At 70.4% G+C, this 22,258-nt stretch carries 14 protein-coding genes and 3 pseudogenes; 6 read left to right on the top strand and 11 right to left on the bottom strand.

Going from position 1 to position 22,258, the window contains the following annotated elements:
- Positions 1–364 precede the first annotated feature (364 nt).
- Both ACZ39I_RS39830 and ACZ39I_RS39825 read left to right on the top strand, forming a co-directional pair.
- Positions 365–1,518: pseudogene (locus ACZ39I_RS39830) on the top strand (NAD(P)/FAD-dependent oxidoreductase).
- 88 nt (positions 1,519–1,606) lie between these two features.
- Entirely contained in the window at positions 1,607–2,503 is an 897-nt protein-coding gene (locus tag ACZ39I_RS39825; RefSeq protein WP_467250344.1) for an RNA polymerase sigma-70 factor, read from the top strand.
- 259 nt (positions 2,504–2,762) lie between these two features.
- Here ACZ39I_RS39825 and ACZ39I_RS39820 read toward each other — a convergent pair.
- The 4 genes and pseudogenes from ACZ39I_RS39820 to ACZ39I_RS39805 form a co-directional block, all read right to left on the bottom strand.
- Positions 2,763–3,143: pseudogene (locus ACZ39I_RS39820) on the bottom strand (SOS response-associated peptidase family protein); the annotation flags it as partial.
- Positions 3,144–3,509: 366 nt separating this feature from the next.
- A complete protein-coding gene (locus ACZ39I_RS39815; RefSeq protein WP_467250342.1) occupies positions 3,510–4,433 on the bottom strand; it encodes an MBL fold metallo-hydrolase in 924 nt (307 codons plus the stop codon).
- On the bottom strand, positions 4,430–4,960 hold the full coding sequence (locus ACZ39I_RS39810) for a flavin reductase family protein (RefSeq protein ID WP_467250340.1): 531 nt from the start codon (positions 4,958–4,960) through the stop codon (positions 4,430–4,432). Before ACZ39I_RS39810 ends, ACZ39I_RS39815 begins: the two co-directional genes overlap by 4 nt.
- Positions 4,961–5,001: 41 nt before the next feature.
- Positions 5,002–5,469 carry an SRPBCC domain-containing protein gene (locus tag ACZ39I_RS39805; RefSeq protein WP_467250337.1) on the bottom strand — a complete coding sequence of 156 codons (468 nt, stop codon included), beginning with the start codon at positions 5,467–5,469 and terminating at the stop codon, positions 5,002–5,004.
- Between the two features lie 243 nt (positions 5,470–5,712).
- Between ACZ39I_RS39805 and ACZ39I_RS39800 the strand changes: the two genes are divergently transcribed.
- From ACZ39I_RS39800 to ACZ39I_RS39785, 4 genes are read left to right on the top strand one after another with little or no spacing between them, the layout of a single operon-like run.
- Complete coding sequence (locus ACZ39I_RS39800; protein ID WP_467250335.1) at positions 5,713–6,840, top strand: acyl-CoA dehydrogenase family protein; 1,128 nt, start codon at positions 5,713–5,715, stop codon at positions 6,838–6,840.
- Positions 6,841–6,857: 17 nt separating this feature from the next.
- A complete protein-coding gene (locus ACZ39I_RS39795) occupies positions 6,858–7,706 on the top strand; it encodes an LLM class flavin-dependent oxidoreductase (RefSeq protein WP_467250333.1) in 849 nt (282 codons plus the stop codon).
- A complete protein-coding gene (locus tag ACZ39I_RS39790) occupies positions 7,703–8,968 on the top strand; it encodes a beta-ketoacyl-[acyl-carrier-protein] synthase family protein (protein ID WP_467250331.1) in 1,266 nt (421 codons plus the stop codon). The genes ACZ39I_RS39795 and ACZ39I_RS39790 overlap by 4 nt, the downstream gene beginning before the upstream one ends.
- The gene (locus tag ACZ39I_RS39785; RefSeq protein ID WP_467250376.1) at positions 8,968–10,185 is read left to right on the top strand and encodes a ketosynthase chain-length factor; all 1,218 of its coding nucleotides are present in this window, start codon (positions 8,968–8,970) and stop codon (positions 10,183–10,185) included. The genes ACZ39I_RS39790 and ACZ39I_RS39785 overlap by 1 nt, the downstream gene beginning before the upstream one ends.
- Before the next feature lie 121 nt (positions 10,186–10,306).
- Here ACZ39I_RS39785 and ACZ39I_RS39780 read toward each other — a convergent pair whose 3' ends face one another.
- The 7 genes and pseudogenes from ACZ39I_RS39780 to ACZ39I_RS39750 form a co-directional block, all read right to left on the bottom strand.
- The gene (locus ACZ39I_RS39780; protein WP_467250329.1) at positions 10,307–10,936 is read right to left on the bottom strand and encodes a response regulator transcription factor; all 630 of its coding nucleotides are present in this window, start codon (positions 10,934–10,936) and stop codon (positions 10,307–10,309) included.
- A gap of 591 nt (positions 10,937–11,527) precedes the next feature.
- On the bottom strand, positions 11,528–12,685 hold the full coding sequence (locus tag ACZ39I_RS39775; RefSeq protein ID WP_467250327.1) for an acyl-CoA dehydrogenase family protein: 1,158 nt from the start codon (positions 12,683–12,685) through the stop codon (positions 11,528–11,530).
- 37 nt (positions 12,686–12,722) lie between these two features.
- The gene (locus ACZ39I_RS39770) at positions 12,723–13,931 is read right to left on the bottom strand and encodes a 3-hydroxyacyl-CoA dehydrogenase family protein (RefSeq protein WP_467250326.1); all 1,209 of its coding nucleotides are present in this window, start codon (positions 13,929–13,931) and stop codon (positions 12,723–12,725) included.
- Positions 13,932–13,965: 34 nt separating this feature from the next.
- Complete coding sequence (locus ACZ39I_RS39765; protein WP_467250324.1) at positions 13,966–14,223, bottom strand: acyl carrier protein; 258 nt, start codon at positions 14,221–14,223, stop codon at positions 13,966–13,968.
- A gap of 42 nt (positions 14,224–14,265) precedes the next feature.
- The gene (locus ACZ39I_RS39760) at positions 14,266–15,219 is read right to left on the bottom strand and encodes an aromatase/cyclase (protein WP_467250322.1); all 954 of its coding nucleotides are present in this window, start codon (positions 15,217–15,219) and stop codon (positions 14,266–14,268) included.
- Positions 15,220–15,293: 74 nt separating this feature from the next.
- Positions 15,294–16,073, bottom strand: a complete 780-nt coding sequence (locus ACZ39I_RS39755; protein WP_467250320.1) for an SDR family NAD(P)-dependent oxidoreductase — start codon at positions 16,071–16,073, stop codon at positions 15,294–15,296.
- 82 nt (positions 16,074–16,155) lie between these two features.
- Positions 16,156–22,236: pseudogene (locus tag ACZ39I_RS39750) on the bottom strand (type I polyketide synthase); the annotation flags it as partial.
- Between the last annotated feature and the right edge of the window lie 22 nt (positions 22,237–22,258).

The raw sequence follows: 22,258 nt of genomic DNA, 5'->3' as shown, positions 1-22,258 counted from the left end.
GTGACCGGACAGCGACCGACGTTCCGTTCAGTCGCTCCCGTTCAGTCGCTGATGCCGTGAACCGTCTCAAGCGCGCCTGGAGCGGGGCTGGATCCGCCGGGCGGATCCAGCGACCGGAGCGACCGGCGCGGACCCGCACCGGCCGTCGCGTCGGGCCGCCCCGGGCTGCTTCTCCCCCGGCGACGGACGAGGGTCCGCTCTGCTGCTTTGCGGGTGAAACCGAGCCTCCCTTCAAGTGATCTGACTCACGTCATGTCACAGGAGCCGATCAGGCGGTGTCTTGAGGCTGAGCACCTGGAAACAGAGGAGGCACCATGACGGCAACACGCAGGTGGTCGTGATCGGTGGCGGATACGCGGGCGTGATGGCTGCCAACCGTCTGACGTGGCGCACCGGGGTGACCGTCACGCTGATCAACCCGCGCCCGGACTTCGTCCACCGGGTCCGCCTGCACCAGCTGGCGGGGGCTCCGGCGACGCGGTGGTCGCCTACCGGGACGTCCTGGCCGAGGGCGTCGGGCTGGTGGTCGACACGGTCACGCGGATCGACGCGGCCGGGCGTGCCGTGACGCTGGAGGACGGCGGCACACTCGGTTACGACTACCTCGTCTATGCCGTGGGCAGCCACAGCGCCGGCCCGGGTGTGCCGGGGGCGGAGGAGCACGCGTACCCGGTGGCCACCCTGGAGGACGCGCAGCGGCTGCGTCCGGCCCTGGACGCCGTACCCGCGACGGCCCCGGTGACGGTGGTCGGTGCAGGTCCCACCGGCATCGAGACCGCCGCCGAGCTGGCGGAGGCCGGGCGCCTGGTGACCCTGGTCTGCGGCGGCGTCCTCGGTCCGTACCTGCGCACCCGGGCCCGGCGATCGGTCGCCGAGCGGCTCGCCGAGCTGGGAGTGACAGTGATCGACGGCCCCGACGCGAAGGTGACGGAGGTGACCGCCGGCACTGTACTCCTGGACGGCCGTGAGCTGCCGAGCGAGGTGACCGTCTGGACCGCCGGGTTCGGCGTGCCGGATCTGGCCCGCCGCAGCGCACTGAGCACGGACGACGTGGGCCGCCTGCTCACCGACGAGACGCTGACCAGTGTCGACGACGACCGTATCGTCGCGGCCGGGGACTCGGCCGCACCGTCCGGCCTGCCGCTGCGGATGAGCTGTCTGAACGCGATCCCGCTGGGCGCGCGGGCCGCCGACACCGTACTGAGCAGGCTCGCCGGTGAGCGGCCCGACGACATCCACCAGGCGCTGGGCGCCCAGTGCCTCAGTCTGGGCCGCAGCGCGGGCGTCTACCAGTTCGCCAACAGGTCCGACGTCGCGGTGTGGCTGCACCTCAGCGACGGTCTGGGCGCCAGGATCAAGGAGACGATCTGCAAGAGCATCCCGGGGCACCTTGCCGGAGAGGCGCACAAGCCCGGCTCCTACAAGCTGCACCGCATGCCGGGAGGTGTCGCCAAGCGCCGGAAGCTGCTGCGCACCGGGCACGCCGCGACACGTGCCACCGCCGGCCGGGTGGCCTGACGGGCACAAGATGGGAGGATCTTGTCGTAGATGTCGCGGGTGACCGGACGCCCTGGTCGGCCGCCCGCGGACGAGGGAAGGAACGACAGTGAGCGACGACGCCACCGACCCGGCGACCGAGGCGTTCCTCGCCCAGCGCAACCTGCTCTTCACCGTCGCCTACGAGATTCTCGGGTCGGCGGCCGACGCCGAGGACGTCCTCCAGGAGACCTGGCTGCGATGGGTCAAGGCCGACCAGGACCAGGTGCGAGAGCCTCGCAGTTACCTGGTCCGGATCACGACCCGACAGGCACTGAACCGGTTGCGCACCCTCAAGCGCCGTCGGGAGGCGTACGTCGGTCCGTGGCTGCCCGAGCCGCTGCTCACCGCGCCGGACGTGGCCGAGGAGGTCGAGCTCGCCGAGAACGTGTCGATGGCGCTGATGCTGGTCCTGGAGACGCTGTCACCGACCGAGCGGGTCGTCTTCGTGCTGCGTGAGGTCTTCGACATCGGCTACGACGAGATCGCGGCCGCCGTCGACAAGAACCCCGCCGCCGTCCGGCAGATCGCCCACCGGGCCCGCCAGCACGTCGATGCCCGCCGTCCGCGGCAGGTGGTGCCCTCCCATGAGGGGCACGCGGTGCTGGAGTCCTTCCTGCGCGCGATCGAGACCGGGGACCCGCAGGCCCTCCTGGAGGTGCTGGCCCCGGAGGTCGTCCTGATGAGCGACGGCGGCGGCATCAAGCACGCCGCGCTGCGGCCGGTCAGGGGCTCCGAGAAGGTGGCCCGTATGTTCGCCGGAGGCATCGGCAAGATCAAGAGCACGCTCACGGCGGAACCGACCGAGGTCAACGGCTACCCCGCGCTCCTCGTCCGCTTGGACGGCGAGGTCGACGGCGTCATGGCGATCCGTGTCGAGGACGACCGCATCACGGGCCTCTACTACGTCCGCAACCCGGAGAAGCTGTCCCGCCTGGCGTCGGAGACCCCGCTGACCCTGCGCTGACCGGCACGCTCCCGCGGGCGCGGGGACGGACGGCCGCCTCGCGCCCGCGGGCGGTGACCGGTGCGCTGCGCTGCATGACGATCAGAGTCTGGAGAACCCGTAGGAAGGATCGCTCATGTACGGCCGGAGTTCGGGCAGGTGTAGGCACGCCGCGATGGTGGGAGCGGGACGGTCGTCGTCGGCGATGTGATAGCCGATGTGCGAGGTGAGTCCGTAGGACGGGCCGACGTGACCGGTGGAGCCGACGCAGGGTGGATGAGTACGGCTGTTTGCGGGCCTTGCCGGTGGCCGGGTCCTTGATCTGTTCCCACTCGTAGAAGCCGTCGGCGGGCAGCAGGCAGCGGCGCCGGGTGAAGGCGCGGCGGTAGGCGGGCTTCCCGTGCACCGTCTCCACCCGCGCGTTGATCATCCGAGCGCCCACCTTCACGTCCTTCGCCCACGACGGCACCAGCCCACAGCGCAGCGGCCGCAACTCCCGCCGCGGTAGAGGCCGTTGCTCCCGGATCGGACGCCGAGGCGGGGTGGTCGGTGGCGGGTTCACCTCCCCTGGAAGTACGGCACCTGGCGAAAGGTCTACAACCGGCTGTGGATGTGGGCCGACGGCACTTGGGAGCGGGTTTTCACTACGCTCATCGCGCAGGCCGACAGCCGAGAAGGACCTCAACTGGGCAGTCTCGGTGGACTCCACCATCGTGCGCGCACACCAGCACGCGTCCGGGGCCCGCAAAAAGGGGCCCCGGCCAGGGCCCCATGTCGCACGCGCTGTCCAACTCCCGGTTCTGGCGTGCCGTTTGTTGGTGGCGCTCGACGGGCGAAGTGCGCCGGGCGGTTCCCCGCCCGGCCGACTGCGACTCGACGAGGGTGGGACACGGCGAGGATCAGTTCGTTGGACAGGCCGATCCGGTACGTGTATCGGGGTCGGGTCGGGTGTGTGGTGTCGTAGACGCGGATCTGAGCGGTAACTGTGCGGACGCTGCTCTCCATCCTGGAGGCGGCGCCCGCTGGCTCATGCGAGGCACTGCGGTGGGCCACCGTTGAACTCGAACATCTCCGTCACGGAGGCCGCCACATCGATCCGGGCGCCCGGCGCGAGGCCCTGGAGCTCCGCGTAGGCGCGGTGCAGATTGCCCACCAGCCGTTCGGCGTCGATCATCGTGCCGAACTCGTCCGGATCGGCCGAACGCGCGGCCTCCAGCGCCGACACCCCCTCGGCCAGGCCCTTCCGAGCCAGTTCGTCCAGCCGACGCAGATAGGTTTCGGTGGCGTCCAGCACCTCGGGCCCGCCGACCCGGCCATGCCCGGCGACGACCGTGAGCGGGCCAAGGGCCCGCAGCCGCTCCAGGGCGTCCAGCGAGCCGCGAACCGACCCCATCAGGATGTACGGCGTCACTCCCGACCACGCCACGTCGCCGGTGAAGAGCACCCGCCGCTCTGGTATCCAGGCCACCACGTCGTCCGCGGTGTGCGCCGGCCCGACCTGGATCAGTTCCACCGTCAGGTCCCCGACACGCAACGTCAGGGAGTCCCGGAACGTCAGATCGGGAACCACTAGCTCGAGGTCTCCCCATTCGACGTCGGGCCACAGCCCGCGCAGGCCGAAACCCGCGTCGGCTATGTCCGAGCGGGTGCCCTCGTGCGCGACGATCGTCGCCCTTGGGGAGAACAGGAAGTTGCCGAAGACGTGGTCCCCGTGGAAGTGGGTGTTGACCACCACGTCCGGACCACCCGGGGCGATCCGCTCCACCTCCGCCCGCAGACGGCGGGCGCGCCGCTCGGTGGCGGCGGTGTCGACGAGTACCGACCGGCGGCCGTCCGTGATCAGACCGGCGTTGTTGAGGCACCAGCCGCCGGATGGCTGCTCGAAGGCGTACACCCCGTCGGCGATCTCGCGCAGCGTGGGCGCGGCAGGGGCAAGCGGAGGGGCGTTCATGGAACCTCCTCGATGGGGGACAGGCCGAAGAACGAGCCCTGGTGGAAGACCAGCGGCCGGGTGTCCGGAGCGCCCGGGTGGATCACGGTCACCCGTCCGATCAGCAGGACGTGGTCACCGGCAGGCACCTCGGCGTGCAGCACGCACTCCAGTGCCGCCGCCGAGGGGATCACCGGGTTGCCAGTGAATCCCTCAACCGCGTCGGTTCTGCGCATCATCCGCATGCCCTCGGGCCGGTCGGGGCGGGCGAACTCGACGCACAGGGCGCGCTGCGCCTGCGTGAGGATGTTGACGACGAAGCTCCCGGACCGCACCACGCCGGGCCGCATCCGTCCGCTCCGCTTGACGGACACGAGGATGAGCAGCGGGTCGAGGGAAACGGACACCAGACTGTTCACGGTCAGTGCCTGAGCGGTGTCCCCGCAGCCCTGAGTGAGGAGGGCCACCCCGGTCGGGAAGCGCCCCATCGCAGTACGCAGCGCTGAGGCGTCGGGTTTGACGAGCAGAGCGTCGCCCAGTTCGGTCACGGCACGGACTCCGTCGGCTCTGTGGACAGGGGGGACGGGCATCACAAGGCCTTGGCGAAACGCTCCAGAGTCTCGCCCGGGCTTCGCCCGGCGAGTGCGGTGAAGATCCGCATCGCATCGTCGCCATGTTTGTGGAGCTTGACGTGGGCCAGCTCCACCACGGTCGTATGGTCGTCCACCGGCTTGAACTCCACCTCGATCTCGCTGGCCCGCTCATCATCGGGAATCGACTGGAACCGGCCGTCGACCCGCCAGGTCATGGCCAGTCGATAGGGCGGTTCCCAGACCAGTACGCGGCCCCAGTCGACCTCCGTCCCCTCGACGTCCCATTCGTAGTAACGGCCGCCCACGCCCGGCTCGAAGGCGAGGCCGGCGCGCTCCTTGCGCAATAGGACGTGGGAGGGGGGCCACCAGTCGGACAGGCGCTCGGTGAACGCCTTGAAGCACTCCTCGGCGGAGGCCGGGACGGTCACCGACTTGCGTACGTCCGGGATCGGCTGTTCGGGCATGAACCCTCCTCGCTGGGACGGGGTACTGACCTGGCCACCTTCCTGGGCCTCGTTCAAGGCGCCGTAGAGAGTCGTTCGAAGCGGCCCGTCGGCGGTCACCGGGCCCCGGTGACCGCCGACGGCTTCCGATGCGTCTGGATCGGACGTCGAAGCGATGCCTGCACCCTGCGGATACAGCGCGGGGTCGGACGCCCGGTCCGCACTGTCCCGGACATCGGTACGGACGAGAAGGAAGCAGAAGACGTGGCAGACACGCTGACCAACGACATGGCGTCCCGTGTCCGCCGTGCCGCGGAGCTGGCAGGGCAGCACGCGGCCGAGGCGGACCGGACCGGCGAGCTCGATGCGGAGGTGGTGCGGGCGCTGACCACCGCCGGGTTCCCGCGCCATTTCGTCCCGGCCAAGTGGAGTGGCAGCGACGGCACCTTCACCGACATGACCAGGGCGGCGGCGCTGATTGGCCGCTCCTGTGCCTCGGCCGCCTGGTGCGGAACGATGTTCGCCTACTCCGCCCGCTTCTGCACCCACCTGCCGATCGAGGCGCAGGAGGAGTTCTGGAGCGACAGTCCCGACACCCTGTGGGTCTCCGGGCTCGTGCCGTCGGGCCGCGCGGACGCCGTCGGTGACGGTTTCGTCCTGAATGGGCGCTGGAGCTATGTCAGCGGCGCCCTGTTCGCCGACTGGGCGCTGCTGGCCGGTCCCCGGCAGGGGCCCGGCGCGCCGGCGCCGCGCTTCTTCGCTGTGCCCCGGGCCGACTTCACCGTGGAGCGGACGTGGAACACCGTCGGCATGCGCGGTACGGGCAGTCACATGGTCGTGCTGTCCGACGTCACGGTTCCGGCCTATCGGTCGGTCGCGCTCGCTGAGGTCGCCGCAGGAACCAATAGCGTCTCCGACCGTGTGCAGCACAACGTGCCGCTGATGGCGGTGGGTGGGCTCACCTGTGTAGCCCCAATCCTGGGCGCGGCGGGCGGCATGCTCGCGGCGTACACCGCTCTGGTGACGGGCAAGCGGGCAGCGGCCGTGCACGGTGCCCCCAATTCCGGGACGGCCGTCAACGACGCGGCCCTGGCGCGCGCAGCCGCCGATCTGGACGCCGCCACCCTTCTCTCCGAGCGGGCGGCGGCCGCACTTGATACCGGAGAGGCCCGCCGACACGGCGTCCGCAACGCCAGGGACACCGCGCATGTGAGCCGCATGCTGGTCGCCTCGGCCCATGAACTCATGCAGACGGCCGGCACCGGGGGCCAGGACACCCAGAGCCCGCTGCAACGTCACTGGCGCGACATTTCGGTGGCCTCCACGCACGCGGCGTTGCGCTTCGAGCGCGCGGCCACGGCCTTCACCGACTTCGCCGTCAAGAACAAGTGAGTGGAGAGGACCGGGCCATGGACATTGGCGTTGGCCTGCCGACCATGATCGGCAGTCTGACCACAGGACAACTCCAGGCGTGGGCGGAGGGTGCGGAGGAGTACGGCTTCTCGGGTCTCGCGGTGCTCGACCGGCTGGTGTGCGACGGGGCCGAGCCGCTGGTCGCGCTGGCCGCGGCGGCGGCAGTGACCGAGCACGTCAGGCTGTCCACCCAGGTACTCGTCCCCACCTATCGGGGGAACACCGCCCTGCTGGCCAAGCAGACCGCGACGATCCACCGGATGTCCGGGGGACGGTTGGTCCTGGGCGTGGCGGCTGGCATCAGGGCGGACGACCACGAGATCTCGGGCACCGACTTTCACCGCCGGGGTCAGGACCTGGACCGGCTGCTTGAGGACCTGAGGAGGCTCTGGGGCGACGGGTCGATCGGCCCGCCCCTGCACGATGACCGCCCCGCCATCCTGGTCGGCGGACGCAGCCGCGCCGCTCTCGTACGGATGGCCCGGTACGGGGCCGGCACCGTCGTCGTCGCGCCGCCCCTGCAGTTCGCCGAGCGGGCCGGACAGGCACTGGAGTGCTGGAAGGAACACGGCCGCGTGGGCCGGCCCACGTTGGTCGCCCAGACGTACTTCTCCCTGGGTCCGGACGGGGTGGAGGAGGCACAGCGGCACCTCGGGTCCTACTACGCGTTCGCCGGTCCGGTGGCCCAGTTGATCGCCGGGAGCGCCCTGACGACTCCCGAGGCGATCGCGGAGGCGGTCGCCGCGTACCGGCAGGCCGGCTGTGACGAAGTCACCTTCATCCCCTGCTCGACCGATGTGCGGCAGCTGGACATGCTCGCCGCCGCTGTGAAGGAGTTCGTATGACCCGCAGGGCCGTGATCACCGGCATCGGCGTCACCGCACCGGGCGGCATCGGCAAGAAACCCTTCTGGGACCTGCTCAGCAGCGGCGCGACGGCGACGCGGACGATCACCCAGTTCGACGCTTCGGGACACCGCTGCCGGGTCGCCGCCGAATGCGACTTCGATCCCCTCGCCCTGGGCCTGACCCGGCAGCAGGTCCGTCGTACCGACCGGGTGTCCCAGCTCGCCATGGTCTCGGCGGCGGAGGCTGTGGAGGACAGCGGGCTGCGGATCGACGGGCACAGCGCCGAGCGCACCGGCGTGGCCATCGGCAGCGCGGTGGGCGGCACGACCACGATGGAGCGGGAGTACGCCGTCCTCAGCAACTCGGGGGCGGACTGGCTAGTGGATCCCTCCTTCGCGGTCCCACACCTGTACGACTACTTCCTGCCCAGCTCCATCGCCTCGGAGGTGGCGCTGAGCACCGGCGCCCTGGGCCCCGCGGCCGTCATATCGACGGGCTGCACCTCGGGCATCGACTCGGTCGGCTACGCGGCCGAGCTGATACGCGACGGCGACACGGACATCATGATCACCGGCGCCACCGACGCGCCCCTCTCGCCCATCACCCTGACCTGCTTCGACGTAATCAAGGCCACCTCGGCGCGCAACGACGAACCGGCCAGTGCCTGCCGCCCGTTCGACCGCACCCGCACCGGCCTCATCCTCGGTGAAGGCTCGGCCGTCCTGGTGCTGGAAGAGTACGAGCACGCGGTACGCCGCGGTGCCCGGATCTACGCCGAGGTGGCCGGCTACGGCACTCGCTGCAACGCCTTCCACATGACAGGGCTGAAACCCGACGGCCGCGAGATGTCGGAAGCCATTAACGCGGCGATGGCCGAGGCGCGGGTCAACCCCGTGGACATCGACTACATCAACGCCCACGGGTCGGGCACGAAGCAGAACGACCTGCACGAGACGGCGGCGGTCAAGCGGAGCCTGGGCCGGCACGCCTACCAGACCGCCATGAGCGGCATCAAGGCGGCAGTGGGCCACTCGCTCGGCGCGATCGGCTCGATCGAGATCGCGGCTTGTGCCCTGGCCATGCAGCACGGGGTGGTGCCGCCCACTGCCAATCTGCGCGAGCCCGATCCAGCCTGCGACCTGGACTATGTGCCGCTGACCGCCCGGGAGAAGCGACTGGACGCCGTACTGACCGTCGGCAGTGGGTTCGGCGGATTCCAGAGCGCGATGGTACTGGCCAATGTGGAGCGTGACGCGTGATGAAGCAGGACGTCGTGGTGACCGGGATCGGTGTGACCGCACCGAACGGCGTCGGGTCCGACGCATTCTGGAAGTCCACCCTGAACGGGGTTTCAGGCATCCGCCCGATCAGCAGGTTCGACGCGACCGGTTATCCGGTCAGCGTGGCCGGCGAGATTCCCGCATTCGACGCCGAGAAGGATTTCGCCAAGAAGCTCGTGCCGCAGACGGACCGGCTGACCCGCTTGTCGATCTTCGCCTCCGCATTCGCGTTGGAGGACGCGGCGATCCGGCCCGAGGAACTCCCCGAGTTCTCCATGGGCGTATCAGTCTCCAGTTCGACTGGCGGGCTGGAGTTTGGCCAGCGTGAGCTCCAGCAACTGTGGGGCACCGGCTGGGAGTCGGTGAGCGCCTATATGTCCTTCGCGTGGTATTACGCCGTTCACACCGGCCAGATCTCCATCAAGAACGGCATGCGGGGCCCCGGCGGCGTCGTGATTTCCGAGCAGGCCGGTGGCCTGGACGCCCTCGCCTTCGCCCGGCGCCGGGTCCGCAAGGGCGTGGCGGTGATGACCGCCGGCGGCATGGACGGCCTCATCTGCCCCTACGGCGCAGCGATCCAGTCCTCCGCCCGGGAGGTGAGTACACGGACCGACCCCGACCGCGCCTACCTGCCATTCGACACCGACGCGGCGGGGCACGCGATCGGTGAGGGAGGTGCCATCCTCGTCCTGGAGTCCCGCGCCGACGCCGAGAGCCGCCAGGCTCCCCGGATCCACGGGCTGATCGCCGGGTACGGCTCCGCGTTCGACCCGGCGCCGGCGGAGTCCGGCGGGGACGGCCTGCTGCGGGCCGCCCGTACGGCCCTGGCGGACGCCGACCTCACGGCTTCGGACATCGACGTGGTCTTCGCCGATGCGGCGGGCACTCCGTCGCTGGACCGGGCCGAGGCGACGGCGCTGTCCGCGCTCTTCGGGGACGGCGGTATACCGGTGAGCGCCCCCAAGACGATGACCGGGCGCCTGCTGTCGGGCGGGGCGCCGCTGGACGTTGCGACGGCACTGCTGGCCATCCGGGACCGTACGGTACCGCCGACGGTCAACGTGGCGCCGAGCCGGACCGATCACCGGATCGACCTGGTGACTGGAACCGGTCGGCCGCTGGACATCCGCGCGGCGCTGGTCCTGGCCCGCGGTCGCGGGGGCTTCGCCTCGGCACTGGTGGTCACGCGCCCCTGAGGGCCATCCCAGGCGTGCCTCGCAGGGGGTACGGCGGTCAGGGGGTGGGCCTCCCCGACCGCCGTACACCCCGGCTGCGGAACTGGAAGCGGAATGCGCGCGACAACGAGGGGCCGAACCGTCACACCAGAATGTGCGCGTTGTTCGCCTTGTTCACCGCGTCGAGGCGTGACACCGCGCCGAGCCGTCGGAATATCTTGCGCAGATGTCGTTTCACGGTTGCTTCGCTCAGGGAGAGCCGGCTGGCGATCTGGCCATTGGTCATGGCAGCCGCCACCATTTCGAGAATATTGACTTCCAGGCGGGTCAGGCTCCCCTTCTCCGAGCCGTAGATATGTCTGACCTCGTCCCGCGTGAGAGAAATGGTCACCCGCTCCGCGTCGGCGACCACCGACCGTATTACCGCCTTCAATTCACTGTGTGTGGCGCTCACCGGGAGATAGGCAGAGATACCCAGGCGCACGAGTTCGCGTACGTGCGGCGGTGATATCTCCGTGCCCACCACCACGACCTTGCTGCCGACCCCGGTCATCAGTACGCGCTCGGGAATCGTCGCCACCGCGCCATTCTTCATGTCGCTGCTGACGACGACGATGTCGGGGTGCTCGGACGCCACCATGCGCAGGGCCCGTTCCGCAGTCCTCGCCTCGCCCACGACCCTCATGTCCCCCTCATCGCTGAGGAGTCGGCACAACCCTTCCAGGAACAGGGTGCTCCCGCTGACCAGAACTATGTCCGTGGGATCGCTCATGTCGACGCCTCGCTGTCCCTTCAGCTCTTCCTACATATGAAACGGGCAGCCCGTATAGAGACGGGCCGCCACGAAGCACCTTTCCTCAGGACACTCATCGCTCAACCAGACTTTTTTTCGAAATAGCTTGACACGGGGTTACTTGGGTCGCAATGCAACTCTAAGACGGTGCACTATGTGGCGAGGCTGATAAGTCTCTTGTAGCGGCCCAGGACAGGCCGGCTCGCCTGGGCGGATCCACGACGGCGGATACAGGACTAGGCCCGGGGTCTGCCGGCCCCGGTGGAGCGAAGGAACGGCTGGTGACGGGCGGAACCGGCCGGCCACCGCCGCCCGCGGGCCTGCCGCAGCATCTGCTGAACGGGACCTGGCGGAAGCCGGTAGCGGACCCCACCCCCCTCAGCGTGCCATTGGCCGACTTCAGTCGTTGTCTCCCTGCCGGGCAACAACCGCTGACTCAGGGCATGACCGGAGCACCTGATATCAGCGGTCGCCGCGGGGCACGGCGAGCGAGCACGGCGAAGCGGCAGCCGCAGGCGGTGGAGGCACGCGGCCGTGTGCCCACGGGCGGAGGGCGGGAAGGCACTTCGGTCAGCGGCGTCTGGCCACGGGAATCACATAACGGGTGTAGAGCAGGTCCCGGATGACGTCGTCGCCACCTTCCACCAGGCCGACGTAACGGAGGTCGCGGACCAGCTTGCCGATGGGGTGGTCCTCGGTGTACCCGAGCCCACCGAACATCTCCGAACCGATGGTGGCCACAGCCCAGCCGGCCTGTCCGCAGTACATCTTCGCGGCGAGGGCCGACCTGAGCGTGCCCATGCGGTACAGCGTGCTCCCCGGATCACCGCAAGACACCGCCTCGTCGAACTGGGCCGCCGCGGCCCGGCACTGGTTGCGCATCACGTCGATATACATCTCGATCTGCCCTAGCTTGCCGGCGAAAACCGCGTTGTTGATCAGCGACGCGCCCTTGACCTTCTTGGTGGCCGCATACTGCATCGAGAGGTCCCGGATCCGGCGCGAGACGCCGATGGCGGTGGCTGCGATCAGGATGCGGCTGGCGTTGAGGCCGGCCTCCAGATGGCGCAGACCATGTCCCGGCACCAGGTTCTCCACCGGGACGTCGCAGTTGTTCAACCGCACCTGGTAGGTGCCCGAGCCGCGCATGCCGATCATGTCCCAGCGTTTGACGATCTCGACACCGGACGCGTCCCGCGGGACGATGATCACGCTGAACTCCGACTCGTCCTGCTCCGAACGAGCCGCGACGAGGAGGAAGTCCGCCGCGTCAGTGTTGGTGGAGAAGTACTTGTCCCCGTTGAGCAGCAGCTGGCGGTCACGGACCGTGTACGTCGTCGAGGTCCGACCCAGCTCACTGCCCGCGTCCTGCTCACTCACCAGGATGCCGCAGAAACCGCCGTCGCGGCCCATCCGGCCCAAGTGCTCCGCCGCCGTCGACGGATCCGCGAAGAGCTGGAGGATAGTGGTGCCCAAGATCGAGAGGAACGACGAGAACGCGAAACCGGCGTCCGCGTAAGCGAGTTCGGAGACGATGTCAACGCTGGTCTCCAGAGAGGCACCCGCGGCACCGTACTCGGCGGGCAGCCACCAGTTGGCCAGCCCCGCCTGGTGCAGTGCGGCCGAGGCCGGCACCGGAACCTCCGGCCGGGCGTCGAAGTAGCCCTCCCGGTCCATGAGTTCCGCGGCGGCGAAATCCCGTACCCGGTCCAGCAGGTCAGCGGTCATCATCACTCCTCGGTGGCCACGTGCGTGTCGGTCGCCCTCAGACGGTACGGAATCCCCGGCCGTTCTTGCGGCCGAGGCAGCCGTCGTCCAGCATCCGGCGCAGCAGCGCCGGCGGTTCGAAGTCGGGCTCCGCGAACTCCAGGTGAAGCCGGTCGAGTATGGCCGCGGAGACGTCCAGGCCGATGATGTCCAGGAGCGCGAACGGGCCCACCGGGAAGCCGCAACCCGCGACCACCGCCTCGTCGACCCGTACCGCCGTCCCGTACCGCTCCCCGGCCCCACTCGCGGACGTCTCCAGCAACCGGATGGCCCGTGCCAGATAGGGGAAGAGCAGGTAGTTGACGATGAAGCCCGCCCGGTCTGCGCAGTCCACCACCACCTTGCTGAGCGTGGCGCAGAACGCCCGCGCGGCCGCGGCGGTGGCCGCGGTGGTCGTCGGGGTGCGGACCAGTTCGACCAGCTTCATCACCGGCGCTGGGTTGAAGAAGTGCAGGCCGAGAACCTCACCGGGCCGCCCGGCCGAGGCCGTGCACATGGTGACCGAGAGGCTGGACGTGGTCGTCGCCAGGACGGTTCCCGGTGCGCACACGGCCCCGAGCACCTCGAATGCGTCCCGCTTGACCCGCGCATCCTCAGCCACCGCCTCCACCACGAGATCGCGGTCACCGAGAGCGTCCTGGTCGGTGGTGTATCGCAGCAGCGCAGCCACCCCGGCCGCCGCGGCGGCGGTCGTCCGGCCCCGACGCACCGACCGCTCCAGCGACTGTTCGACATCGGCCCTGGCCCGCTCGGCGCTGTCCGTGGAACGCGCCACCACGACGGTCGGGACGCCGCTGCGGGCCGCCGACTCGGCGATCCCCCGAGCCATCGTGCCCGAGCCGAATACGCCGAAGCGGCGGACGGGAGCCGCCGACGCGGCGTCCCCGGGCCCGGGGGCGGGCGCAGGGGCGTGGGGGACCGGTCGGCCGGGCGAGCGCAGCCAGGGGGCCGGGGCGTAGGTGTCGTCACCGGTCGCCGCCCACAGCTCGGTCAAGGACCGGCGCACTTCGTCCGTGCTCAGCCGGTCGATCATCTCGAACGGCCCCTCGGGCAGCCCGCAGCCCAGCCGCATGGCCGTGTCCACGGTCGCACGGTCGGCATATCCTTGTCCGTGGAGGGCCGCCGCCCGGTTGAGGTAGCCGAGCATCAGTGCCCTCGCGACCGGTTCGTGCTCGGCCGCGACCTGCTCGGCGAAGATCCCGGTCATGTCCGACGCCTCTTCTCATCCGGGGCGGCAGTCGTCACTTGGCCACGCTCAGCGCGCTGTTGACGGCGTCGAGGAGCTCCCCGGGTGTCGTGATAGCGGAGGCGACATCCTCCGGAAGCTTGACCCCGTAGTGCTGCTCGACCTTGCTCGTCGTGTCGATGACCGCCAGGGAGTCGAAGCCCAGGTCTGTCAGGTTCTGGTCGAGGATGTCCCCCGAGAGGTCGACCGAGTCGTCCTCTCCCATCGCGCGCAGCAGGAAGCCCTTGAGCTCGTCGAGAGTCATCTGAGCCATGGTCGTTACCTCTCTCGTGTGTGGTGGTGCGGGTACGTGCGGTCAGAGGCGGCCGGCAGAGTCGCCGGCCGTCGCGTACGCCTTGGCCGCGGCGATGGTGGCCCGGCTGTTGGCGCCCAGGGCATTGCGCACCGCCGTCCGCGCAGCGGCCAGCGACGCGGGCGGCTCGGGGAGCGCGGTGAGCGCGTCGACGTCGAGGAGCACCCGGTGCCGGGAGGTGACCCGGATCCGGCCGTCCGCCACGGTCTCGAAGACCCACTCGCCGGTGTGTGCCAGCAGCGGACCGGGCAGCCGGGTCTGCTTGTAGACGATCGACTCCGGATGCACGCACACTCGCCCGGACTGCGTGGTGTGCACCGAGCCGTCGGGCGACCTGGTGTCCATCTCCATGAACTGCAGTCCCCGGACGTTCTCGGTGGCCTCCATGCGCAAGACGTGCGGGATGCGGTCCGGCCACTTCGCGACGTCGTAGACGAAGTCGTACACCTCCTCGAGCGAGCCGGTGACCGTGTCGGAGTCCTCGAAGACGACCAGCACCTCGTGCTCGTCCGCGTGCCGTTCAACGGCCGCCCGGAGCGCGTCCAATTCGGACCGGCTGTTGGTGTCGACGGCATGGGTGATGCGCGCGAGGTTCTCCGGGTCGTCCCCGGTGGCCCGGTAGGTGTGAACCAGCGTGACGTGGCACGTCCCGTCCGCGCGCTCCTCGATCTGCCAGGCTCCGCTCATCTCGGCGACCGGGTCACGGGGCTCCGTCTGCTCGAACTCGATGCACAGGGCGCTCCGGTCGAGCCGACGCCGGGAGATCCAGGTCCGCAACTCGCCGTTCGCGAGCGCCCAGATGCGGATGCGTTCGTCACTCGCGTCGCCCGACACCCGCTCAGCGCGGATGGTCGGTGGGAAGTACAGGGGCCAGGAGCCGACGTCGGCGATGATGTCGTAGATCACGGACGCAGGCGCAGGGACATCGATCCGGTGGGTCACCCGTGTGACGCTCACTGATGTCTCCCTCCTCACTGTGATGGCTGGGTCGTGACGCGCGGGTGTGGCGTGTCCGTGCACGGTCGGGTGGCTCAAAAGTTGCCGAGCCCGCCGCACACGTTGATGGCCTGGGCGGTGATGGCGTCCGCCGTGCCGGTGGTCAGGTAGCCGACCAGGCCGGCGACCTCGTCCGGGGTGGAGTAGCGGCCCAGCGGGATCTTGCCGCTGAACTTGGCCAGCACGTCCTCCTCGGTGATCTGCCAGTGCTCGGCGTAACCGGCCCGGATGCGCTGGGCCATCGGCGTCTCGACGTACCCGGGGCACACCGCGTTGACCGTGATGCCGCTACCGGCGAGCTCCAGGCCGAGGGCCTTGGTGAAGCCGACGACACCGTGCTTCGAGGCGGAGTACGGCGCGCCGTAGACGACGCCCTGCTTGCCGGCCGTCGAGGCGATGTTGATGATCCGCCCCCAGCCCCGCTCTTGCAGGCCGCTGTTGAGTACCGCCTTGGTCATGCGGAAGACGCTGGTCAGATTGGTCTCCAATACCTCGTGCCAGAGGTCATCCGCTATCTGCGCGGTCACGCCGCCGCCGCTGCGACCGGCATTGTTGACCAGGACGCCAATCTCGCCGAACGCGCTCGCCTGCTCGACGGTCCGCAGGATGTCGTCCGCGCTGCGCACGTCGCACGCGGTGCCCGCGACATCGAAGCCCTCCGACCGCAACTTGGCCACGGTCGCGGCGACCCGGTCGCCGTCGCGTGCGCAGAGGAAGACGCGCAAGCCACGCGAGGCCAGTTCATGAGCGGTCGCCAGTCCGATGCCGCTGGTCCCACCAGTGACCAGGGCAGTGCCAGCGTGCTGGTGGTCCATCAGAAGTCCTCCTTGGGTAACCGCGCCCGAACTGTGTCAGGCGGTTGTCCAGTCCTGATCCAGGACTCTTTGTGCTCGCGAGTCAGGGGTGCGTCAGTTGAGACCGGATGAAGCCGACCAGCAGCTCGGGCGTAGGGTTCTGGATCACCACCTCGGCGGGCAGCCGGAGTCCCGTGACCGCGTTGAGGCGGTTGCGCAGGTCGACGCCGAGGAGCGAGTCGAACCCCAGCTCCTTGAAACTCAGGTCCGGCTGGATCTCGTCGGTGTTGCCGTAGCCGAGGACCTCGGCGGCCTGCTGACGCACCAGGGTCATCAGCGCCGCCGCCTGGGCCTTCGACGAGAACTGCCGCAGCGCGTCTGGCCCGAAGGCGTCCGGCACGGGCGCCGTGACCGGCGCCTGCGTGCCCGCGGCGATTGGCACACCCGCCCCACGATCGTCGGGCAGCAACTCTTCCAGCACCTTCGTCGCCCGCTCGCCCCGCAAAGCGGTCAGGTCCAGCCGGATCGGTACGGTCAGCGCCCTGCCGGAGGCCAGGGCGGCGTCGAGCAGTTCCAGTGCCCGGTCGGTGGCCAGCGGTGCGATCCCGGACCTGCGCAGCCTCTCGACGTCGGTTCGCGAGAGGTGCGCGGTCATGCCGCCGCGCTGTTCCCAGAACCCCCAGGCGAGCGAGGTCGCCTCCAGGCCCACGGCCCGGCGGTGCTGGGCCAGAGCGTCCAGGAACGTGTTGGCGGCGGCGTAGTTGCCCTGGCCCGCCTCCCCCAGCACTCCGGCCGCCGACGAGAACAGGACGAAGGCCGACAGGTCGAGGTGCTCGGTGAGCTGGTGCAGGTGCCATGCGGCGTCGACCTTGGGCCGCATGACCCGGGCGAGCTGCTTGGTCGTCATGCCGGTGAGCAGGCCGTCCTCGAGCACCCCGGCTGCGTGGACGACGGCGGCCGGCGGGTGCTGCTCGATGAGCCGCGCGAGTTGTGCCCGGTCGCTGACGTCACAGGCGGCTACGGTCACCTCGGCGCCGAGGGCCGTCAGCTCGGCCGTCAGCCGGGCGGTGCCCTCGGCCGCCTCGCCCCGCCGGCTCACCAACAGCAGCCGCCGGGCCCCGTACGCCGTCGCGAGATGCCGGGCCACCAGGCCGCCCAGGGCTCCGGTGCCTCCGGTGATCAGCACCGTCCCCTCCGGATCGAGGGAGCGGGGCATGGTCACGACCATCTTGCCCCGGTGCTCCGCCCGGCTGAGGGAGCGCAGCGCGCGCGGGCCCTCCCGTACGTCCCAGGTGGTCAGGGGCAGATGGTCGAGGGCGCCGCTCGCGTAGAGCGCGATCACCTCGTCGAGTACCTCGCCGATCCGGTCCGGGTCGATGCCGAGGATGTTGTAGGCCGCGTAGCTGATCCCAGGGTGCTCCGCCACCGTCCGTTCGACGTCCCGGATATCCGTCTTGCCCATCTCGGCGAACCGGCCGCCCGGCGCCAGTAGCCGAAGGGACGCGTCGATCGCTTCACCCGCCAGCGAGTTGAGCACGACATCCACGCCCCGGCCGCCTGTGGCGTCGCGGAACTGCTGCTCGAAGTCGAGCGACCGCGAGGAGGCGATGTGGTCCTCGGGGATGCCCAACGCCCGCAGCACACCGTGCTTGCCGGGGCCGGCCGTCGCGAAGACGTCCGCGCCCAGGTGCCGGGCCAACTGGATGGCCGCCATGCCGACACCGCCCGTCGCGGTGTGGATCAGCACCGACTCACCCGCCCGCACACGGGTGACCTCGACCAGGCACTGGTAAGCGGTGATGAAGACGATCGGGACGGCTGCCGCCTGGGCGAACGACCAGCCCTGCGGGACGGGGCGGACCATGCGCGCGTCGGCCACCGCCACTGGGCCGAGGGAGCGCTCGAAGACGCCGAACACCAGGTCGCCGACCGCCGTCCCGGTCACCTCCGCGCCGACCTCGGTCACCACGCCGGCACCCTCGCTCCCCATGGTCTTCTCGCTGGACACCAGCCCGAGGCCGACCGCGATGTCACGGAAGTTGAGTCCGGCGGCCCGCACCTCCAGCCGTATCTCCCGCGGACCCAGCGGCGCGTCGGCCTCGGGGTGCGCAAGCAACGCCAGGTTGTCCAAAGTGCCCTTGGCGGTTACGTCCAGTCGCCAACTTCCGCCTTGCGGGGGCACGTTCAGCTCCGGCTCAGCGGGCAGTGCGAGTCGTCGCGCGTACAGCCTGCCGGCACGCACCGCTATCTCCGGCTCCCCGCACGCCAGCGCCGTGGGCAACGCGTCGAGCGAGGCCGGGTCACCGTCGACATCGATGAGCAGTACACGTCCGGGATGCTCCGCCTGTGCGGTCCGGACGAGACCCGAGACGGTCGCCCCGGCCAGTCCCGCCACCTGCTCCCGACCGGTGACCGAGACGGCCTCCCGTGTGACGACCGCCAGGGTCGAGGACGCGAAGCGTCCCACGAGAAGCCAGCGTTGCAGGAGCTCAAGGGCGCTCTCGGCCGCGTCGGCCATCGCGCCGGGCAGCGTGCCCCGCCCGTCGAAGACAACCGCGACCACCTCCGGCGCCGGGTGCGGCACCGCGTCCAAGTCGAAGTAGTCGCGCGCGGCCCTGAGTTCACCGGAGCCCAGCGAAGCCCACGCCTGCGGTGCCAGGGGGGTACCGGGAGTCACCGGCCGCCAGGTCACGTCCAGCAGACTGCCGCGGTCGGCGCCCATGGACGGCCGCAGTGTCAGCGAGCCGACGCTCGCCACCACCGCGCCGCTCGCGTCGGTGACCATGAGCGAGCAGCGCCCCCGCTCGATCCGGCCCGACACCCGCAGGATGCTCGCACCAGTAGGCCGCAGCGTGACGTCACGCCAGGTGAACGGGACCAGCAGGCCTCCGTCCTGACGCAGTGCCGCGGGATGCAGCGCCGCGTCGAACAGTGCCGGGTGGATACGGGTGAACCCGGCGCCGTCCCGGGCCGCGGCAGGCAGTGCCACCTCGGCGAACACCTCCGCGCCCCGCACCCACACGGCCCTCAGTCCCTTGAATGCCGGACCGTAGTGGTAACCCCGCTCCGCCAGTCGGCCGTAGGCGTCGTCGACGTCCATCGGGGTCGCGCCGGCCGGCGGCCATGCCACCGGTGCCGTCTGCGGCGCGGTGCTCCGCGCATCCAGCACGGCGTCCGCGTTCCGGTGCCACGTGTCCGTGCCCCGAACTCGTGAGTCGACCGTCAGCACTCGCAGACCATCACCGTGCGCAGGCTCCACCAGGACCCGCAGGTCGACGGCGGCGCCGTCGGGAACCTCGAGCGGCTCGCGCAGGGTCAGCTCCGCCACCGCGGCGCAGCCGAGCTGGGCTCCGGCCTCCGCGAGGACCTCCAGGAACGCCGTGGCGGGAAACAGCGTCGTTCCATCCACCACGTGGTCCGCGATCCAGGGGAACCGGCCGGTGGAGATCTCACCGGTCATCACGTTCTGCCCGGACGGCAGATCAACGGCGCTGGCCAACAGGGCCGGGACCGCACCGGAGGACTGCGCCGACGTGGCAGTCAGCCAGTACCGGCTGCGGTCGAAGCGGAAGGAGGGCAGCACGGTGACCGTGCCCTGCCCGGGAGCCGTCGACCAGTCCACCCGGACGCCGGCGCAGTGGGCGGCGGCCGCCGAGGCGAGGAACTGCCCGATCCCACCGCTGCCGCGCCGCAGACTGCTCAGGACCGTCCCCTCGACACCCATGTCGTCGAGGATCTGCTGCACTCCGAAGGTGAGCACCGGGTGAGGGCTGATCTCCACGAACACCCGGCTGCGGTCCCTGACCAGCTCACGTACCGCCGGATCGAACCGCACGGTGTTACGGAGGTTCTCGAACCAGTAGGAGCCGTCCATCGTGGTGGTGTCAGCGACCCTGCCGGTCAGGGTCGAATACATCGGTACGGTGCCCGGCCGTGCCGTCACATCCGCCAGGTCCACAGCCAACTGCTCACGCAGGACGTCCATGTCACCGGTGTGTGAGGCGTAGTCCACCTCGACCCGACGGCCCTCGACGTCCTCGCGCGCGCAGGCCGTGAGCAGCTCCTCGAGCGCGGTGGACTCTCCGGCCACCACGGTGATCGACGGACCGTTGACGGCCGCGACGCTCACCCGGCCGCCGAGGGTGTCCAGCAGGAACTGGGTCCGCGCGAGCGGCAACGGCACGGAGACCATGCCACCGGTGCCCGCGACCGTGCGCAGCGCCCTGCTGCGCAGGGCCACCACCTTGGCGGCGTCCGCGAGACTCAGCACGCCCGCCACGTGCGCAGCGGCGATCTCCCCCTGGGAGTGCCCCACCACCGCGCCCGGCTCGACACCGAACGACCGCCACAGCCGCGCCAGCGAGACCAGTACGGCGAACAGGGTGGGCTGCACGACGTCCACCGTGTCGGCGGCCTCGCCCCGCAGGGCGGCCATCAGTTCCCAGTCGCAGTACGGTGCGAGGGCGTCGGCGCAGGCCAGCATCGACTCCCGGAACGCCTTCGAGGACTCCATCAGCTCCAGGCCCATCTCACGCCACTGCGAGCCCTGGCCGGGGAAGACGAACACCGGCCGCTGGTCGCCAGCCGCCTCACCGCGGCTGAGCGTCGGGGACTTGTAGCGGCCAGGGGCAGGAGGCACCGGTCCCCGTGAGGCCAGCGTCTCCAGTCCTGCCAGGAGGTCCTCCCTGCGGTCGGCGACCACCACACCCCGGTGCCGGAACCGAGTCCGGGCGACGAGGGTGCGGGCGACGTCCGCCGGGTGCGAGGCGGGGTTTTCGCGGACGAAGTCGCGGATCACCGCGGCTTGGACGGCCAGCGACTCGGCTGTCGGGCCGGACACCGGCCACACGTACGGCCCCTCGGCCGCACCCTGTTCCGGCTCCGGCTCCGCGGAACGGTGCGTCGCCTCCTCCAGGATGACGTGCGCGTTGGTGCCGCTGATGCCGAAGGAGGAGACCGCGGCGCGGCGCGGACGCTTCACCGTCGGCCAGGGGCGCGCCTCGGTCAGCAGAGCGAGGCCCGAGTTCTCCCAGTCGACGTGCCGGCTGGGCCGTTCCGCGTGCAGGGTGGCCGGCAGTGAACCCGCGGACATCGCCTGCACCATCTTGATCACACCACCGACACCGGCGGCGGCCTGGGCGTGCCCGATGTTGGATTTCAGCGATCCGATCCACAGCGGCTCGCGGCCGGCCCGCTCCCTGCCGTACGTGGCCGCCAGGGCCCGCGCCTCGATCGGGTCCCCCAGAGGCGTCCCGGTGCCGTGCGCCTCCACTGCGTCGACGTCGCACGGGCGCAGACCGCCCCGGTCCAGGGCCTGCCGTATGACCTCCTGCTGGGCCGCGCCGTTCGGTGCCGTGAGCCCGTTGCTGGCGCCGTCCTGGTTGACCGCGCTGGAGCGCAGCACGGCCAGGACGCGGTGGCCCCGGGCGACCGCGTCGGCGGCGCGTTCCAGCAGCAGCAGACCGGCTCCCTCCGCCCACCCGGTGCCGTCGGCGTCGTCGGAGAACGCCTTGCACCGGCCGTCCGCGGACAGGCCGTTCTGCCGGCTGAAGTCGATGAACAGACCGGGTGTCGGCATCACCGCCGCTCCGCCGGCCAGCGCGAGATCGCACTCACCGCCGCGCAGGGCCTGCGCGGCCAGGTGGATGCTCACCAGCGAGGACGAGCACGCGGTGTCGACCGTCAGGGCCGGCCCCCGGAGTCCGAAGAAGTACGCGATCCGCCCGGAGGCGACGCTGGTGGTGCTGCCGGTGATGCGGTAACCGCCCGCACCCTGGCTGTCCTCGTGCAGCCGGGGCCCGTAGTCCTGTGCCATCGCACCGATGAACACGCCCGTGTTGCTGCCGCGCAGCGTCGGCTGGTCGAGCCCGGCCCGCTCGAACGTCTCCCAGGCCACTTCCAGCAGCAGCCGTTGCTGCGGGTCGATTCCCGCGGCCTCGCGCGGGGAGATGCCGAAGAAACGAGCGTCGAACCGGTCGGCGTCCTCCAGGAAGCCGCCGCTGCGGGTGTAGGACTTATTGTTCGTGCCGGGCGTCGGGTCGTACACGTCCTCCATCACCCAGCCACGATCCGCCGGGAAGTCGGAGACTGCGTCCGTGCCCGCGAGAGTCAGTTGCCACAGATCCTCGGGGGAACGGACGCCCCCGGGATAGCGGCAGCCCATGGAGACGACCACGATCGCGTCGTCCGGATACGGCCGGAAATCA

The organism is Streptomyces sp. NPDC024687 (assembly GCF_055559055.1).
The sequence above is the reverse complement of the archived record's forward strand: the minus strand, read 5'-3'. Positions and strand labels throughout refer to the sequence as shown.

Bases quoted from the DNA above. Each gene is read 5' to 3' on its own strand.
- ACZ39I_RS39815 (WP_467250342.1), bottom strand. From the start codon at position 4,433: ATGAACGCCCCTCCGCTTGCCCCTGCCGCGCCCACGCTGCGCGAGATC.
- ACZ39I_RS39805 (WP_467250337.1), bottom strand. From the start codon at position 5,469: ATGCCCGAACAGCCGATCCCGGACGTACGCAAGTCGGTGACCGTCCCG.
- ACZ39I_RS39795 (WP_467250333.1), top strand. From the start codon at position 6,858: ATGGACATTGGCGTTGGCCTGCCGACCATGATCGGCAGTCTGACCACA.
- ACZ39I_RS39790 (WP_467250331.1), top strand. From the start codon at position 7,703: ATGACCCGCAGGGCCGTGATCACCGGCATCGGCGTCACCGCACCGGGC.
- ACZ39I_RS39785 (WP_467250376.1), top strand. From the start codon at position 8,968: ATGAAGCAGGACGTCGTGGTGACCGGGATCGGTGTGACCGCACCGAAC.
- ACZ39I_RS39780 (WP_467250329.1), bottom strand. From the start codon at position 10,936: ATGAGCGATCCCACGGACATAGTTCTGGTCAGCGGGAGCACCCTGTTC.
- ACZ39I_RS39775 (WP_467250327.1), bottom strand. From the start codon at position 12,685: ATGACCGCTGACCTGCTGGACCGGGTACGGGATTTCGCCGCCGCGGAA.
- ACZ39I_RS39770 (WP_467250326.1), bottom strand. From the start codon at position 13,931: ATGACCGGGATCTTCGCCGAGCAGGTCGCGGCCGAGCACGAACCGGTC.
- ACZ39I_RS39765 (WP_467250324.1), bottom strand. From the start codon at position 14,223: ATGGCTCAGATGACTCTCGACGAGCTCAAGGGCTTCCTGCTGCGCGCG.
- ACZ39I_RS39755 (WP_467250320.1), bottom strand. From the start codon at position 16,073: ATGGACCACCAGCACGCTGGCACTGCCCTGGTCACTGGTGGGACCAGC.